The 13247-nt window shown below is 62.0% G+C and carries 14 protein-coding genes; 10 read left to right on the top strand and 4 right to left on the bottom strand.

Features of this window, described 5'->3' with window-relative positions:
• The first annotated feature begins 56 nt into the window (after positions 1–56).
• The gene (locus FJ546_RS03970; protein WP_140888173.1) at positions 57–980 is read left to right on the top strand and encodes a phosphate/phosphite/phosphonate ABC transporter substrate-binding protein; all 924 of its coding nucleotides are present in this window, start codon (positions 57–59) and stop codon (positions 978–980) included.
• A gap of 6 nt (positions 981–986) precedes the next feature.
• On the opposite strand, the gene FJ546_RS03965 is transcribed toward FJ546_RS03970, so the two are convergent.
• The 3 genes from FJ546_RS03965 to FJ546_RS03955 form a co-directional block, all read right to left on the bottom strand.
• The gene (locus tag FJ546_RS03965; protein WP_140888172.1) at positions 987–1610 is read right to left on the bottom strand and encodes a TadE/TadG family type IV pilus assembly protein; all 624 of its coding nucleotides are present in this window, start codon (positions 1608–1610) and stop codon (positions 987–989) included.
• 34 nt (positions 1611–1644) lie between these two features.
• Entirely contained in the window at positions 1645–2235 is a 591-nt protein-coding gene (locus FJ546_RS03960) for a TadE/TadG family type IV pilus assembly protein (protein ID WP_140888171.1), read from the bottom strand.
• Between the two features lie 140 nt (positions 2236–2375).
• A complete protein-coding gene (locus tag FJ546_RS03955) occupies positions 2376–2798 on the bottom strand; it encodes a pilus assembly protein N-terminal domain-containing protein (protein ID WP_140888170.1) in 423 nt (140 codons plus the stop codon).
• A 355-nt stretch (positions 2799–3153) separates the two neighbouring features.
• Here FJ546_RS03955 and FJ546_RS03950 point away from each other — a divergent pair, with 355 nt between their 5' ends.
• The 9 genes from FJ546_RS03950 (at position 3154) to FJ546_RS03910 (ending at position 12231) form a co-directional block, all read left to right on the top strand.
• Positions 3154–3330: a Flp family type IVb pilin gene (locus FJ546_RS03950; protein WP_019863098.1), complete on the top strand. Its 177-nt coding sequence runs from the start codon at positions 3154–3156 to the stop codon at positions 3328–3330.
• 178 nt (positions 3331–3508) lie between these two features.
• Positions 3509–4027 carry a prepilin peptidase gene (locus FJ546_RS03945; RefSeq protein ID WP_140888503.1) on the top strand — a complete coding sequence of 173 codons (519 nt, stop codon included), beginning with the start codon at positions 3509–3511 and terminating at the stop codon, positions 4025–4027.
• A gap of 214 nt (positions 4028–4241) precedes the next feature.
• A complete protein-coding gene (gene cpaB, locus FJ546_RS03940; protein WP_010913352.1) occupies positions 4242–5057 on the top strand; it encodes a Flp pilus assembly protein CpaB in 816 nt (271 codons plus the stop codon).
• Positions 5054–6553: a type II and III secretion system protein family protein gene (locus FJ546_RS03935; protein WP_140888169.1), complete on the top strand. Its 1500-nt coding sequence runs from the start codon at positions 5054–5056 to the stop codon at positions 6551–6553. The genes cpaB and FJ546_RS03935 overlap by 4 nt, the downstream gene beginning before the upstream one ends.
• 14 nt (positions 6554–6567) lie before the next feature.
• Positions 6568–7305 carry a CpaD family pilus assembly protein gene (locus FJ546_RS03930; protein WP_140888168.1) on the top strand — a complete coding sequence of 246 codons (738 nt, stop codon included), beginning with the start codon at positions 6568–6570 and terminating at the stop codon, positions 7303–7305.
• A gap of 37 nt (positions 7306–7342) precedes the next feature.
• Positions 7343–8632: a CpaE family protein gene (locus tag FJ546_RS03925; RefSeq protein WP_140888167.1), complete on the top strand. Its 1290-nt coding sequence runs from the start codon at positions 7343–7345 to the stop codon at positions 8630–8632.
• Between the two features lie 24 nt (positions 8633–8656).
• On the top strand, positions 8657–10165 hold the full coding sequence (locus FJ546_RS03920) for a CpaF family protein (protein WP_140888166.1): 1509 nt from the start codon (positions 8657–8659) through the stop codon (positions 10163–10165).
• 23 nt (positions 10166–10188) lie between these two features.
• The gene (locus FJ546_RS03915) at positions 10189–11202 is read left to right on the top strand and encodes a type II secretion system F family protein (RefSeq protein ID WP_095771852.1); all 1014 of its coding nucleotides are present in this window, start codon (positions 10189–10191) and stop codon (positions 11200–11202) included.
• Between the two features lie 9 nt (positions 11203–11211).
• A complete protein-coding gene (locus FJ546_RS03910) occupies positions 11212–12231 on the top strand; it encodes a type II secretion system F family protein (RefSeq protein ID WP_140888165.1) in 1020 nt (339 codons plus the stop codon).
• An 86-nt stretch (positions 12232–12317) separates the two neighbouring features.
• On the opposite strand, the gene FJ546_RS03905 is transcribed toward FJ546_RS03910, so the two are convergent.
• Positions 12318–13139, bottom strand: coding sequence for a tetratricopeptide repeat protein (locus FJ546_RS03905; protein ID WP_140888502.1), 822 nt, complete (start codon positions 13137–13139; stop codon positions 12318–12320).
• Positions 13140–13247 lie beyond the last annotated feature (108 nt).

Here is a 13247-nt window from a genome sequence, read left to right as displayed (position 1 = left end):
AAAGCACGACGCACGGGCCTGGACATGGATCGAAGGAAACGCAGCACGGTCTTGTCATGAACGCCGCGCTGAAGACATATGCTGCTCTCGTGGTCATGCACGGCGCGCTCTGCTGTGGTCCGGCGCGGGCCGACTGGCGCGACGATATCGGCACATTCCGCATCGGCATCGTCGCAGAGCCCGGCGCCGGCAACACTGTTCCGGGGCTGGCGCTGTTGACGCAATCCTTTACCAACGCGCTTGGCATGAAGGTGGAGTTCGTCGTCGCGCGCGACTACGCGGCGCTGATCGAGGCGCAGGCCAACGCCCGGATCGAGTACGCCATCTATTCGGCGACGGCCTACGCGACGGCGCTGCAGCGTTGCGGATGTGTCGAACCGCTTGTGGCTCCGGTCGATTCCGATGGTGCGGCTGGCGTCCGCTCCGTGCTGTTGACCCGGGACGGCAAGCTGTCTGGCCTGGCGGCGATGGAGACGCACCGGATCGCCATGCCGCCGGCGGACAGCGTCGGGGGCTCGCTTTTGCCGCTGACGGAGCTGGCCGCCGAACACGCAGAGATCGCCGAGGATGCCCCTTTTCTGATCCATGCCGATACTGCGTCCGCGGCGGAAGCCATGCTTGTCAACGGCCAGGCCGACGCCACGTTCGGCTGGGTGAGGGCCGCGGCCGACGGCCAGCCGCTGCTATCCGGCGGCACGCAGGCAAGGCTCGAAGCGGCCGGCCTTTCGCCGTCGGGTCTCCAGGTGGTGTGGATGTCGAGCCTGCTGAGATACGGTCCCCATGCCGTGCGCAGCGATCTCGACCCGGAAGCCAGGCGCCGGCTGACCGTGTTCCTCACCAACCTCAAATCGACGACGCCGGATGTCTACGATCTCCTGGAATCGAAACACTCCGGCGGCTTTCTGACCGTCGCCCCAAAAGACTATGCGACGGCGCAAGCCATCGTGCGCCTGGTGTCGGCCAATGGTAGCCGGCAGTAAAAGTCTTCAGCAATCGCCGCAGGGGATGGTCAGGCTTCTGCGCGGACGCAGGTAGTAGGTCTCGCCCATCGGAATCGTCGTGGTAAGGGATTGGGTCAATCCGAGCTTCTGCTGGGTGTCCGTCGTCCAGCCGATTATCGGCGCATAGGCCAGATTGCTTTCGACGCGGATGAGGAAGGTGCCGGCGACCTTGAGCGTTGCCGGAACCGTCGTGGTCGCGGGCAGCGCGGTGGCGATGCTGTAGACGCCATTGGCCACCTTGCGCGACCAGACCACGTTCACCTTGGGCGGTGTATCGGTGGTGACCTGTATGGCCGTGATGGTGATGTTCGGCGTCGATCGGTTGTAGGGCTGAATGGTCGAGGTGCCGATTTTCATGATGGCGTCGAGATCCGCCTTGACGATGGTCGGCTGCTGCGTGACGAGATCGGCAACCATGCTGCCGATGCGGCTGACCTTCTTGCTGGTCTCGATGGCCTGCGAAGCCTCCATGGTCATGAAGTACAGGACCAGCAGGATCGGAACGATAAGAGCGAACTCGACCGCCGCGATGCCCTTGCGATTAGACCAAAATCCGATCGCTCTGCTCCAGGACTCCGCGATTTTCAGATGTGCCCCCGCACGCATCATGGCATTTGCCTTTTTCTTGTTGGTCGTTCTGGACTCAATTGCCGAACGGCTCGTTCTGCCAGGTCACCGACGCAAAATGCAGCGTCCTGCCGCCACTCAGATTGGCCATCGACTTGGCCATCAGATCGGTCATCACAGGCCATTTGTAGAAGACCCGCAGCATGTTCTTCGATTCCGCCAGGCCAGGCGTGTTTGCGAAAGTCTGTGAGTTCGTGCCTTGCATCAGCACGACATCGCCGTTCTGTATCTTGAAGGTCGCGGTGGCCGCGTCCGCGAAGGTCGGATACTCGCGAAGGTCCACGAGCAGCTGTTGCGGGCAATCCGTGGAGACGATGATCTGCAGCTTGCCGCAGATCAGGGTCGTCAATTTGCTCCCGGCGACGTCAGCCGGCCGCAGCTGGCCGGTGCGCAATTGGCGCGCGACATCGTCGGTGATGTTGGCCATCACCTCCTGGCCGGCAAACGAGATGCAGCTTTCAAGGATGGCGAATACGAGGAGGGCGAACGGCAATGCAAGTATCGAGAATTCGATGGCCGTGCTGCCACGGCGATTGCGAACGAAGCGCGTCAGAAACCCGGCGCGCTCCGCCTTGTGCTGATCTGTCGAGCTGAATTCGTTGCCCATGTCCTGTTCCTGCCACCCCTGGACGGTTCCGACAGGGGTATTAGCGCAAACCAATTGAGGCCCGGTTTGAATGATCGTTAAAGTCGGCGCGGGCGCCTTAACCGGCCGGTAACCTGGACAGGCTGGTGGGGCCGAGCAGCCTATTTGCTTGCGCTCATCTCGGCCTCGGAGGATTTTTCAGCCTCGCTCTTGTAGGAGCTTTCGCAATAGGGCGTGCAGGACATGGTCTGGACCTCGGCACGCCGGTAAATGCGAACCGACGAGGCCGCCTGCCGCACGACGGTAACCTGCGCGTCGACGATCGGGCTGCCCTCCTGGTCGAGAACGACGAGATTGGTGACACCGAAACCCTTGCCGGTGAGCACGATCGTGGAGGCGTCCTGGACCGAGGCATCGGCTATGGCCGGGTTGCCGACGACGATCGTGTCGGCGGGACGCGACAACTTCACGATCTTGGCCTGATTCATCGTCACTTCGATATCGGCGCCGGCCATGGCTGGCGTGATCAAGCTCGTGGCGGCAAGAAGCACGGCAATCAGGATTGAGGATCTCTGCACGGCCATCGATGCGCTCCCGCAAGCAAACTGTTCAACGGAACATGAACGAGATTGGTGAACCAACGGTTAAGTCGGCTTGCCGGCGCCGGATGTGGCGATCGGCGTGGCTGTTCACGTGGTTGGATCCGCGCCGGTCGCAAGCTTTGCCAAAGCCTTGCCTTTCGCGGCATTGGCTTGGGAAACAGTACATTAGCCAGCGCTTAGCGTCGGGTTAACCACGCATTCCGTTCGAGCCGGGAAAGGAATCGGTAAGGCTGTTTATTAAGCCGATCGAAAGAGCTTCTCCCTAGATTGGCAGCATCCGATCAACCATCACAGAAGTTGACGGAAGTGCTGTAACACGTGGAGTAGGAGCTCTCGAATGTCTAACCTTTTTGCACGTTTCGTGAAGGACGAATCCGGCGCGACCGCTATCGAATATGGTCTGATCGCCGCCCTCATCGCGCTCGCCATCATCACCGGCGCCGGCGCCCTCGGCAATGCAATCAACGCCAAGTTCTCCAACATCGGAAACACCCTGAACTCAAGCGGCAGCTAATCTGCTTTTTGCTGGACGTTCAGATTGTCTTTCGCACAGGGGCCGCCCATATGGGCGGCCCCTGTTTATTGTTGCTTGTCGAAGTCGCGGCCGACAGAGCCGCGTGTTCATCCCAGACCTCATCAATCGTTAATCGATCCATTCTAGATTGAGCCCGTGAAAAATAGGCATGGCGCCGATGCTTGAAGCCCTGATCTTCGTCGTCTTTCCGTTCTGCATGCTGTTTGCAGCAATCTCCGACATGCTGTCGATGACAATTGCCAATCGCGTGTCGGTGCTGCTTGTCGTCGTGTTCGCGCTGGTCGCGCCGCTGACGGGTATGGAATGGGCTGCTTATGGTTGGCATTTCGCCGCCGGCGCCCTGGTCCTTGCGGTGACGTTCGGCCTGTTCGCAATGGGTGGCATGGGAGGCGGCGACGCCAAGCTGCTGGCCGCGACGGCCGTGTGGATGGGGTTGAACATCCAGCTCGTCGAATACCTTGTTGTCTCGACACTCATCGGCGGCCTGCTGACGATCGCCATCCTGCTTTATCGGAAGTCGCCGCTGGCGGTTATGACCGGCCGCAATCCGTTCCTGCGCCATTTCGCGGAAGAGTCGGTCGGGATTCCCTACGGGATCGCGCTCGGCCTTGGCGGGCTGCTGACCTATCCGGATTCACCTTTGATGGTGTGGGCGCTGGCCAGGCTTGCGAGCTGAACGCGATCGTTTTCCGGTTCCCTGACCGCATTGCCCGGCCGGCTTTGAAATGAACCTTGGCCAGGCCCCTTTAATCCGTGGCGGCGCGATCCAGACAATTTATGTAAACCTTAAATTAATCACGATCGTAAGCATTACATTAACCTTGTTTTGACGATTGCCGCTGCAATGTCCGGCTTGGCCACGTGGTTTGCCAAGGGCGAGGTTCGGACAGATGCCAGCATCCCGACTTATTATTCTGAGCGTGGCGGTGGCCGCGGCGGGAGGCGCTGGCTATGTCGCGAAGAACATGGTCGCCGCGCCGCCCCCGCAGATCGTGGTCGATTCCGGCCCCCAGGCTCCCGCCGTGCCCCTGCAGGACGTGCTTGTGCTCTCGGGCGATGTCGCGATGGGCAACGCGCTTCAGAACAACATTTCCTGGCAATCCTGGCCGGCCGACGGGGTCAACGCGAATTTCATCACCAAGGCCAATGCTCCCGACGCCCTGGAGAAATTGAAGGGATCGATCGCCCGCGTGCCGATGTATGCCGGTGAGCCGGTGCGGCGTTCCAAGCTGATCGGCGAGGGGCAGAGCTTCATGTCGTCCATCCTGCCCTCCGGGATGCGGGCGGTCGCCACGACCATCTCGGCCGACACTTCGGCCGGCGGCTTCATCCTTCCCAACGACTTCGTCGACGTCATCATGACCCGCAGGGCGGATGCCAACAGCGGCAGCACCGGCTTCAACACCGAAACCATTCTCAAGAACATCCGCGTCCTGGCGATCGACCAGACGATCCAGGAGGACGAGGAGGGCAAGAAGACCAGGGTGGGCCAGACCGCCACGCTGGAGCTGACGCCCAAGCAGGCAGAGATCATCACCGTCGCCCAGCAGATGGCCGATCGCCTGACGCTGGCCTTGCGCGCGGTCGCGGACACCCAGGAAAAGAATGTGGGCGAGGCCGACTATCTCGTTTCCGGCAATGGCCGCAAGGGAACGGTGAGACTGATCAAGTCGGGCGAAGTCTCCGAAGTAGGGGCAAGGAAATGAGGCTAAGCGGTAAACTGCCGGCAATCGCAGCCGCGGCATTCGGCCTGCTGCTCGTCGGAACGAATGTGCAGGGCGTCGTCGAGGCCAAGAGCACGCAGGTGTCGGCCACGACAGCCACGCAGCGCGTCAAGCTCGGCCTCAACAAATCGGTGGTCATCGACCTGCCGAGCGATGCCTACGACATTCTCGTCGCCAACCCGACCGTTGCCGATGCGGTGACCCGCACCGCGAGGCGTATCTACCTGTTCGGCAAATCCGTCGGCGAGACCAACATTTTCGTCTTCGGTCCGAACGGCGAACAGATAGCCAGCCTCGACCTGGCAGTCGAACGCGACGTCGCCGGCCTGGAGGGCTATATCAGGCGCTTCCTTCCGACCTCGGCCGTCAAGGTGGAACTGCTGAACGACAACGTCGTCTTGACCGGAACGGTCGATACGCCGCTGGACGCGAAGCGGGCGGTCGACCTGGCGACGATCTTCGTCTCCGGCGGTGAAGCAACGACCGGGCAGTATTCGCAGACCGCGGCCGGCGGCTCGGCCCAGGGCGGCGTCGACATCAACAACCCAGACCAGGAACGACGCGTCTCGAAGATCGTCAACCTGCTGCAGATCATCGGCGACGATCAAGTTACGCTCAAGGTGACGGTCGCCGAGGTCAGCCGCTCCGTGATGAAGCAGCTCGGCGTCAACATGGTCGGCCGCGGCGGCAGCAATGGCATCACCTACGGTGCGACCAGCGACACCTTTCCGGGCCTCGGCAAGCCGTTGTCCAGTTCAGGTTTCAACTTCGCGGGGTCATCGCTGCAGGGCTACATCAACGCCATGGAGCAGTCAGGCGTCATGAAAACGCTGGCCGAGCCAACGCTGACGGCCGTGTCCGGCGAGAAGGCGACATTCAAAGTGGGTGGCGAATACAACATGATCGACACCGTCACCAACGCGAAATCGGCCGATAACCAGAATGCCGACAGGATCTGGACGGCGAAACAGGTCGAGTACGGTATCGGGCTGGAGTTCCAGCCGGTGGTATTGTCTGCCGGCCGCATCAGCTTGAAGGTAAGGACTGCGGTTTCGGAGCCGACCACGGAAGGCTCCTTCTCCTTGGGCGACACGAACATCATATCGCTGCGCAAACGGCTTGCGGACACGACGGTGGAACTGCCATCCGGCGGCTCGATGATGATCGCGGGCCTTGTGCGCGATGACGTCAGGCAGGCTGTCAACGGCCTGCCTGGACTGACCAAGATTCCTGTACTCGGTACACTCTTCCGCAGCAGGGACTTCGTGCGCAACGAGAGCGAGCTCGTCATCATCATCACGCCCTTCCTGGTAAGACCCGTGGCACGCAACGATCTCGCCAAGCCGGACGACAATTTCAACGCCGCCAGCGACGGCGCCGCCAATTTCCTTGGCAAGGTCAATCGCGTCTACGGCACCATGCAGACAGACAAGCCCAACGGCCGTTACCACGGCGTTGTCGGCTACATCTACAAGTGAATGGGGAAGCGGACATGTCTCAGTCAGCGTTGAAGACAAGGACCATCGCCACGACGATGCGCGCCAGCCGTTCGCGGACCGGCCTGCGGGTGCTGCCGGTTCTGGCGGCAGCGATGACCGCCCTGCTGGCCGGGTGCGCCCAGCGCGACAGCATCACCGTCGGCGCCATTCCGGACGACTATCGCACCAATCATCCGATCGTCATCGCGGAGAAGAACCAGAAGATCGACCTGCCTGTCGGCGCCGGCGACCGCGGCATGACCGGTTCGCAGCGCGACACGCTGCTCGGTTTCCTTGATGGCTATGACAAGAGTGCCGCTCCGACATTGACCATCCAGATTCCGAGCGGATCGGCCAACGAGGTCGCCGCGACGGCGGCCGGCCGTGATTTCGCCAGGCTCGCGGTCGCCAGCGGTATCAAGCGTAACCGGATCGTCGTGGTCTCCTACCAGGCTGGATCGAGCGAGACTTCGGCCCCGGTTCGCGTCTCCTATATCGCGGTGAGGGCGCAGACCGACAAATGCGGACGCTGGCCCGACGATGTGCTCGAGACGTCGGAAAACAAGCACTATGCCGACTTCGGCTGCTCCTATCAGAACAATCTCGCTGCCCAGATGGCCAACCCGGCCGATCTCCTCGGGCCGCGCAAGCAGACCACCATCGACGCTGAAAACCGCGGCAAGGTGATCGATGTCTATCGTGCAAGAGGTATTTCGGATGAATTCCTCGGCAATTCGGAAGTGACGTACTGAGCCGAGCCCTCGAGGAAGAGAAGCCACGGAAAAGAGCATGACCATGAGCAATCTTGCCTATGACGCCACCGTGGACGGCGGTGATACATCGCCGCAGGACATCGCCGCGATGCAGGCGTTGCGGCCGGTTCCGCGCATCTCGATCCAGGCATTCTGCGAGACCGAGGGCGTTGCCAATCCGGTCGAGCGCGCCGGCGAGGACCGCCGTATGACCAAGGCGCATCTCAAGGTCCATATGGGCGGCATTCCCACGGCGATCGAGTTCTATCAATCGGCGCCGACCCCGAACCTGATCCTGCTGGAGTCCCGCAGCGAACCCAAACAATTGCTGGAGCAACTCGCCCAGCTCTCTGAATACTGCGATCCATCCTCGAAAGTGGTGGTGATCGGCCATTACAATGATGTCGGTCTCTATCGCGAGCTCATCCGCTCCGGCATCTCCGAATATGTCATCGCGCCCGTTTCGATGGCTGACATCGTCAGTGTCGTGTCGTCGATTTTCGTCGATCCGGAGGCTGAACCCATCGGCCGTTCGATCGCCTTTGTCGGCGCCAAGGGCGGTGTCGGCTCTTCCACCATCGCCCACAACGTCGCCTGGGCAATGTCCTCCCTGTTCAAATCCGAGGTCGTCGTCGCCGATCTCGATCTCGCCTTCGGCACGGCCAACATCAATTTCGACCAGGATCCGGCCCAGGGCATCGCCGAAGCTGTGTACTCGCCCGAGCGCGTCGACGAAGTCTATCTCGACCGGCTGCTGACGCAGTGCGCCGAGCATTTGTCGTTGCTCGCCGCGCCCTCGACGCTGGAACGCGTCTACGACTTCGATCCCGATGCCTTTGCGCAGCTTGTCGATACCGCGCAGCGCAGCGTGCCGCTTCTGGTCCTGGACGTCCCCCATGTCTGGACGGGTTGGGCCAAGAACACGCTGGTCAAGGCCGACGAGATCGTCATTACCGCGACCCCGGAACTGGCCAATCTGCGCAACACCAAGAACATGGTCGACATGCTCAAGCGGCTTCGTCCCAACGACCCCCCGCCGAAGCTGATCATCAACCAGGCCGGCGTTCCCAAGCGGCCGGAAATTTCGCCGTCCGATTTCGCCGAGCCGCTCGGTCTGACGCCGATGTCGGTCATCGGCTTCGATCCATTGCTGTTCGGCAATGCCGCCAATAACGGGCGGATGCTCGGCGAGATGGATGCCAAGAACCCGGTTGTCGCGATCATCAACGAGATTGCCCACGTGCTGACCGGGCGAAGCGAAATCCGCACGAAAAAGAAGGCCGGCCTGGGCAGTCTGCTCGGCAAGCTCTCGCGCAACAAGAAGTGACGTTTTTGGAACCGGTAGTCGATCATGTTCGGTAAAAGAGGCAACGACGACGGCAACCGGTTCACGCCGGAATTCCGCCAGCCAGCACCGGCGCCGACCGCGCCGCCGCCAGCGGGTTCGGCGGATACGGCGGTTCTTGCCCGGCCCGCGGCACCGCTGCAGCCGAGCGCGCCTGTGGCGCCGCCGGCTCGCCGCGCCGTCGAGGCGCCGCCCATCGCGCCGGAGGCGAGGCGGCCCCAACGCGAAAAGAGCGAAACCTATTACGACACCAAGAGCCAGGTCTTCTCGGCGCTCATCGACACGATCGACCTGTCGCAGCTGGCCAAGCTCGACCCGGAGACCGCGCGCGAGGAAATCCGCGACATCGTCAACGACATCATCGCGATCAAGAATTTCGCAATGTCGATCGCCGAGCAGGAGGAATTGCTCGAGGACATCTGCAACGACGTGCTTGGTTATGGGCCGCTCGAACCATTGCTCGCCCGCGACGACATCGCCGACATCATGGTCAACGGCTCCAAGAACGTCTACATCGAAGTCAATGGCAAGGTCGAGCAGACCGGCATTCGCTTTCGTGACAACCAGCAGCTTCTCAACATCTGCCAGCGCATTGTCAGTCAGGTCGGTCGCCGTGTCGATGAATCCAGCCCGATCTGCGACGCCCGCCTTCCCGACGGCTCCCGCGTCAACGTCATCGCTCCGCCGCTCGCCATCGACGGCACAGCGCTCACCATCCGCAAATTCAAGAAGGACAAGCTGACGCTCGATCAGTTGGTCAAGTTCGGGGCGATCTCGCCGCAGGGCGCCGAAGTCCTCAAGATCATCGGTCGTGTTCGCTGCAACATCGTCATCTCGGGCGGCACCGGCTCCGGCAAGACGACACTGCTCAACTGCCTCACCAACTACATCGACCGCGACGAGCGCGTCATCACCTGCGAGGACTCGGCCGAACTGCAACTGCAGCAGCCGCACGTCGTGCGTTTGGAAACCCGACCGCCCAACCTCGAAGGCGAAGGCGAAGTGACGATGCGCGACCTTGTCAAGAACTGCCTGCGCATGCGGCCCGAGCGCATCATCGTCGGCGAGGTGCGCGGACCCGAAGTGTTCGATCTTCTGCAGGCGATGAACACCGGCCATGACGGCTCGATGGGAACGATCCACTCGAACAGTCCGCGCGAATGCCTGAACCGTATCGAATCCATGATCGCCATGGGCGGTTATTCGCTGCCGCAGAAAACCGTGCGTGAAATCGTCGTCGGTTCCATCGACGTGATCATCCAGGCGGCGCGTCTGCGCGACGGATCGCGTCGCATCACTCACATCACCGAGGTGATTGGGATGGAAGGCGACGTCATCATCACGCAGGACATCGTCCTCTACAACATCAAGGGTGAGGACGCCAACGGCAGGCTGCTGGGCGAGCATGTCTCGACCGGCATCGGCCGCCCGCATTTTTGGGATCGGGCCCGCTACTACGGCGAGGAGCAGCGCCTCGCCGTTGCGCTCGAGGCTATGGAGAAACGCGCTGACTGACGCGGCGTTGAGGGTTCTGGTCGATGTTTGGAATTGACGGCACCGTATTGGCGTTTGTCGTGCTCGCCGGCTTCAGCGCCGGCGCGGTCGCCTATGCATTCCTGTTCAACCAGATCAGCAACGAGAAGCAGGCTGGCAAGCGGCTGGAGACGATCAAGGCCGCCGAGACGGACCGGTCCGTCGTCAAGGCCACCCGCGACCGCGCGACGGATGCAGCCAAGCGCCGGAAATCCGTGCAGGATTCGCTGAAGGAACTCGACGAGAAGCAGAAGACCAAGGACAGCGCCATCAAGAAGCCGCCGCTGAAGGCGCAACTCCGGCAGGCCGGGATGAAGGTCTCAATCGAGCGTTTCTACATCTATTCCGCCATATGCGGTCTCGCGCTGACGGTGGTCGCGTTCGTGGCCGGCGCGCCGATGCTTGTCTTGCCCGGCGTACTGTTGGCTGGCGCGCTCGGCCTGCCGCGCTGGTTCGTATCGTTTCGCCGCGCGCGCCGGGTCAAGGCATTCCTCAACGAATTTCCAAACGCGCTCGACATCATCGTGCGCGCGGTCAAGTCCGGCCTGCCGCTGAACGATGCCGTGCGCCTCATCGCCAACGAATCCCCCGAGCCGGTGAAGATGGAGTTTCGCCGCATCGTCGATTCGCAGCAGATGGGCCTGTCGATTCCCGATGCGACCTTGCGCATGCCCGAAACCATGCCGTGCACCGAGGCGAGTTTCTTCGGCATCGTCATCCAGATCCAGTCGCAGGCCGGCGGCAATCTGTCCGAGGCGCTGGGCAACCTTTCACGCGTGCTTCGTGATCGCAAGAAGATGAAAGCCAAGGTGCAGGCGCTGTCCATGGAGGCGAAGGCGTCCGCCGCCATCATCGGCGCGCTGCCCTTCATCGTTGCCTTTCTCGTCTATCTTTCCAGCCCCGACTATCTGATGCCGCTGTTCAACACCAGCGTTGGCAATCTGATACTGGGTTGTGCCGCCGTTTGGATGTCGATCGGCATCCTGGTCATGCGCAAGATGATGAACTTTGAAGTCTAGGGCCGCGGCATGACCGAACAAGTCATCAAATCACTGACGGACCCCAGCCTGCTGATCGCGCTGCTGGTCGCCATCGCCGTGTTCGCGACGGTCTTTACATTGCTGCCGGCATTCGGCGGAAACCAGCTTAAGTCGCGCATGAAGTCGGTCGCGCTGGAGCGCGACGAGCTTCGCGCCAAGCAGCGCGCGCGGCTTGCGAGCGAGGCCGATCGCCGCCGCAAGGGCCTGCGCGAGCAACAGTCGGTCGGCATGCGCAACATTGTCGATCGGCTCGACTTGCGGCGCGCACTGGCCGACGAGAGCACCTTGCAGAAGCTCAAGGTCGCCGGCTTTCGCGGGCAGAACCCGCTGACGCGGTTTCTCTTCTTCCGCCTCGTTCTGCCTTTTGTCGGCTTCGCGCTGGGGCTGGTCTACATATTCGTGCTCGGAGGATTGCCCGACAAACCCCTGGTCATCCGGCTGTTCGTCTGCATCCTGGTCGCCTATGGCGGCTTCTACGCGCCGGTCGTCTATGTCAACAATCGCGCCACCAAGCGCAAGCAGTCGATCCAGATGGCGTGGCCGGATGCGCTGGACCTGATGCTGATCTGCGTGGAGTCGGGCATGTCGGTGGAAGCCGCGCTCCGCAAGGTCGCCGACGAGATCGGCGCGCAGTCGGTGCCTCTGGCGGAAGAATTCATCCTGACCAACGCCGAGCTCTCCTATCTGCAGGAACGCAAGCAGGCCTATGAGAATCTTGCGAACCGTACTGGTCTGGAATCGGTCAAATCGGTGTCGCAGGCGCTCGTCCAGGCCGAACGCTACGGCACGCCGGTGGCGCACGCATTGCGCGTGCTCGCCGCCGAAAGCCGGGATCAGCGCATGAATGCCGCCGAGAAGAAGGCCGCCGCCTTGCCGCCCAAGCTCACCGTGCCGATGATCCTGTTCTTCTTGCCGGTGCTTTTCGCCATCATCCTGGGTCCGGCCGGCATCCAGGTCAGCCAGCGTGGCATCTTCGGCACCGATCATCCGTCATCATCGACCAAGTAGCGGCGGGGCACGTGGAGACAAACGAAGAAGCCGCGCTGAACTCAGCGCGGCTTCTTCGTTCAAATGGGCCTTTGTAGATCGTCGCCTCAGTTGGTTGCCGTCTTCGGCTTGTCCTGATCCTTGAGCTGCCTCCAGGCATTCTGTTGCGCAAGCATCTGCCTGAGATAGGCGACATTGGCCTGTGCCTGCTCGGGCGAGAGCTCCTGCGAGGCGATCTTCTCGGCTTCGTCGAAACGACCCTGCAGGCCGACGACCAGCGCCAGGTTCTGCCGCACGCGGCTGTCGGCGTTGGGCTGCTGGGCGGCCGAACGCATATAGGTTTCCGCGGTGCGCAGATCCCCTTCCAGCACATAGGACATGCCGAGATTGGAGAGAACCGAGGGTTCGTTCGGCTTGAGTTCGAGCGCCTTTCGGTAAAGCTGGCGCGCATCGTCCTTCTGGCCGAGCTGATCAAGGATCGCCGCTTCCGCCGACACCAGCTTCCAGTCGGGATATTCCGGCGTCTGTGCGCGGCGCACGGCGTCGAGCGCTGCCTCGAACTGGCCATTGGCGGCCAGCGCCTTGCCATAGGCGGCGAGCACGTCGCGATCCTTGGGATAGGCGATCGCCAGTTTGCGCATCACGGCAAGCGACTGGTCGGCATCGCCGTCCATCTGCAGCGCGGCCGCGAAGTTGGTTGCGATCCGCTTGTCGTTGGGATTCCTGGAGTAGGACTGGCCGAGGGCGTCCGTGGCATTGTGCACCTCTCCCGCCGACATGCTCTCCAGCGGCTTGCCGCTGGTACGATCGATCGAGCCGGTGGTCATCCTGCTGGTTCCGCATCCGGCGACGCCCGCCGCGAGCGCCAGCATGAGGGCGGTGGTGGCGAGCCGTTTTCCTCTGGCATTCACTGTGCGGTTGGTCGGCATCGACACCTAAGCCTCCATTCATGCGCGGCCATTGCGTGGCCATCTTCCCTCCCGCAGAAATATTCTGTTAACCCTAACGGAGAGTTAAGAAACGCCGACTCGCGAAGG

The organism is Mesorhizobium sp. B2-4-19 (genome assembly GCF_006441315.1).
In the GTDB taxonomy this organism is placed as follows: Bacteria; Pseudomonadota; Alphaproteobacteria; order Rhizobiales; family Rhizobiaceae; genus Mesorhizobium.
Note: the sequence above shows the minus strand (reverse complement) of the source record. Positions and strands in the feature narration are given on the sequence as shown.

Coding starts and splice junctions, on each gene's coding strand:
- FJ546_RS03915 (WP_095771852.1), top strand. CDS start 10,189: ATGTTTGGAATTGACGGCACCGTATTGGCGTTTGTCGTGCTCGCCGGC.
- FJ546_RS03960 (WP_140888171.1), bottom strand. CDS start 2,235: ATGGGCAACGAATTCAGCTCGACAGATCAGCACAAGGCGGAGCGCGCC.
- FJ546_RS03945 (WP_140888503.1), top strand. CDS start 3,509: ATGCTTGAAGCCCTGATCTTCGTCGTCTTTCCGTTCTGCATGCTGTTT.
- FJ546_RS03970 (WP_140888173.1), top strand. CDS start 57: ATGAACGCCGCGCTGAAGACATATGCTGCTCTCGTGGTCATGCACGGC.
- FJ546_RS03905 (WP_140888502.1), bottom strand. CDS start 13,139: ATGCCGACCAACCGCACAGTGAATGCCAGAGGAAAACGGCTCGCCACC.
- FJ546_RS03930 (WP_140888168.1), top strand. CDS start 6,568: ATGTCTCAGTCAGCGTTGAAGACAAGGACCATCGCCACGACGATGCGC.
- FJ546_RS03950 (WP_019863098.1), top strand. CDS start 3,154: ATGTCTAACCTTTTTGCACGTTTCGTGAAGGACGAATCCGGCGCGACC.
- FJ546_RS03965 (WP_140888172.1), bottom strand. CDS start 1,610: ATGATGCGTGCGGGGGCACATCTGAAAATCGCGGAGTCCTGGAGCAGA.
- FJ546_RS03925 (WP_140888167.1), top strand. CDS start 7,343: ATGACCATGAGCAATCTTGCCTATGACGCCACCGTGGACGGCGGTGAT.
- FJ546_RS03920 (WP_140888166.1), top strand. CDS start 8,657: ATGTTCGGTAAAAGAGGCAACGACGACGGCAACCGGTTCACGCCGGAA.
- cpaB (WP_010913352.1), top strand. CDS start 4,242: ATGCCAGCATCCCGACTTATTATTCTGAGCGTGGCGGTGGCCGCGGCG.
- FJ546_RS03935 (WP_140888169.1), top strand. CDS start 5,054: ATGAGGCTAAGCGGTAAACTGCCGGCAATCGCAGCCGCGGCATTCGGC.
- FJ546_RS03955 (WP_140888170.1), bottom strand. CDS start 2,798: ATGGCCGTGCAGAGATCCTCAATCCTGATTGCCGTGCTTCTTGCCGCC.
- FJ546_RS03910 (WP_140888165.1), top strand. CDS start 11,212: ATGACCGAACAAGTCATCAAATCACTGACGGACCCCAGCCTGCTGATC.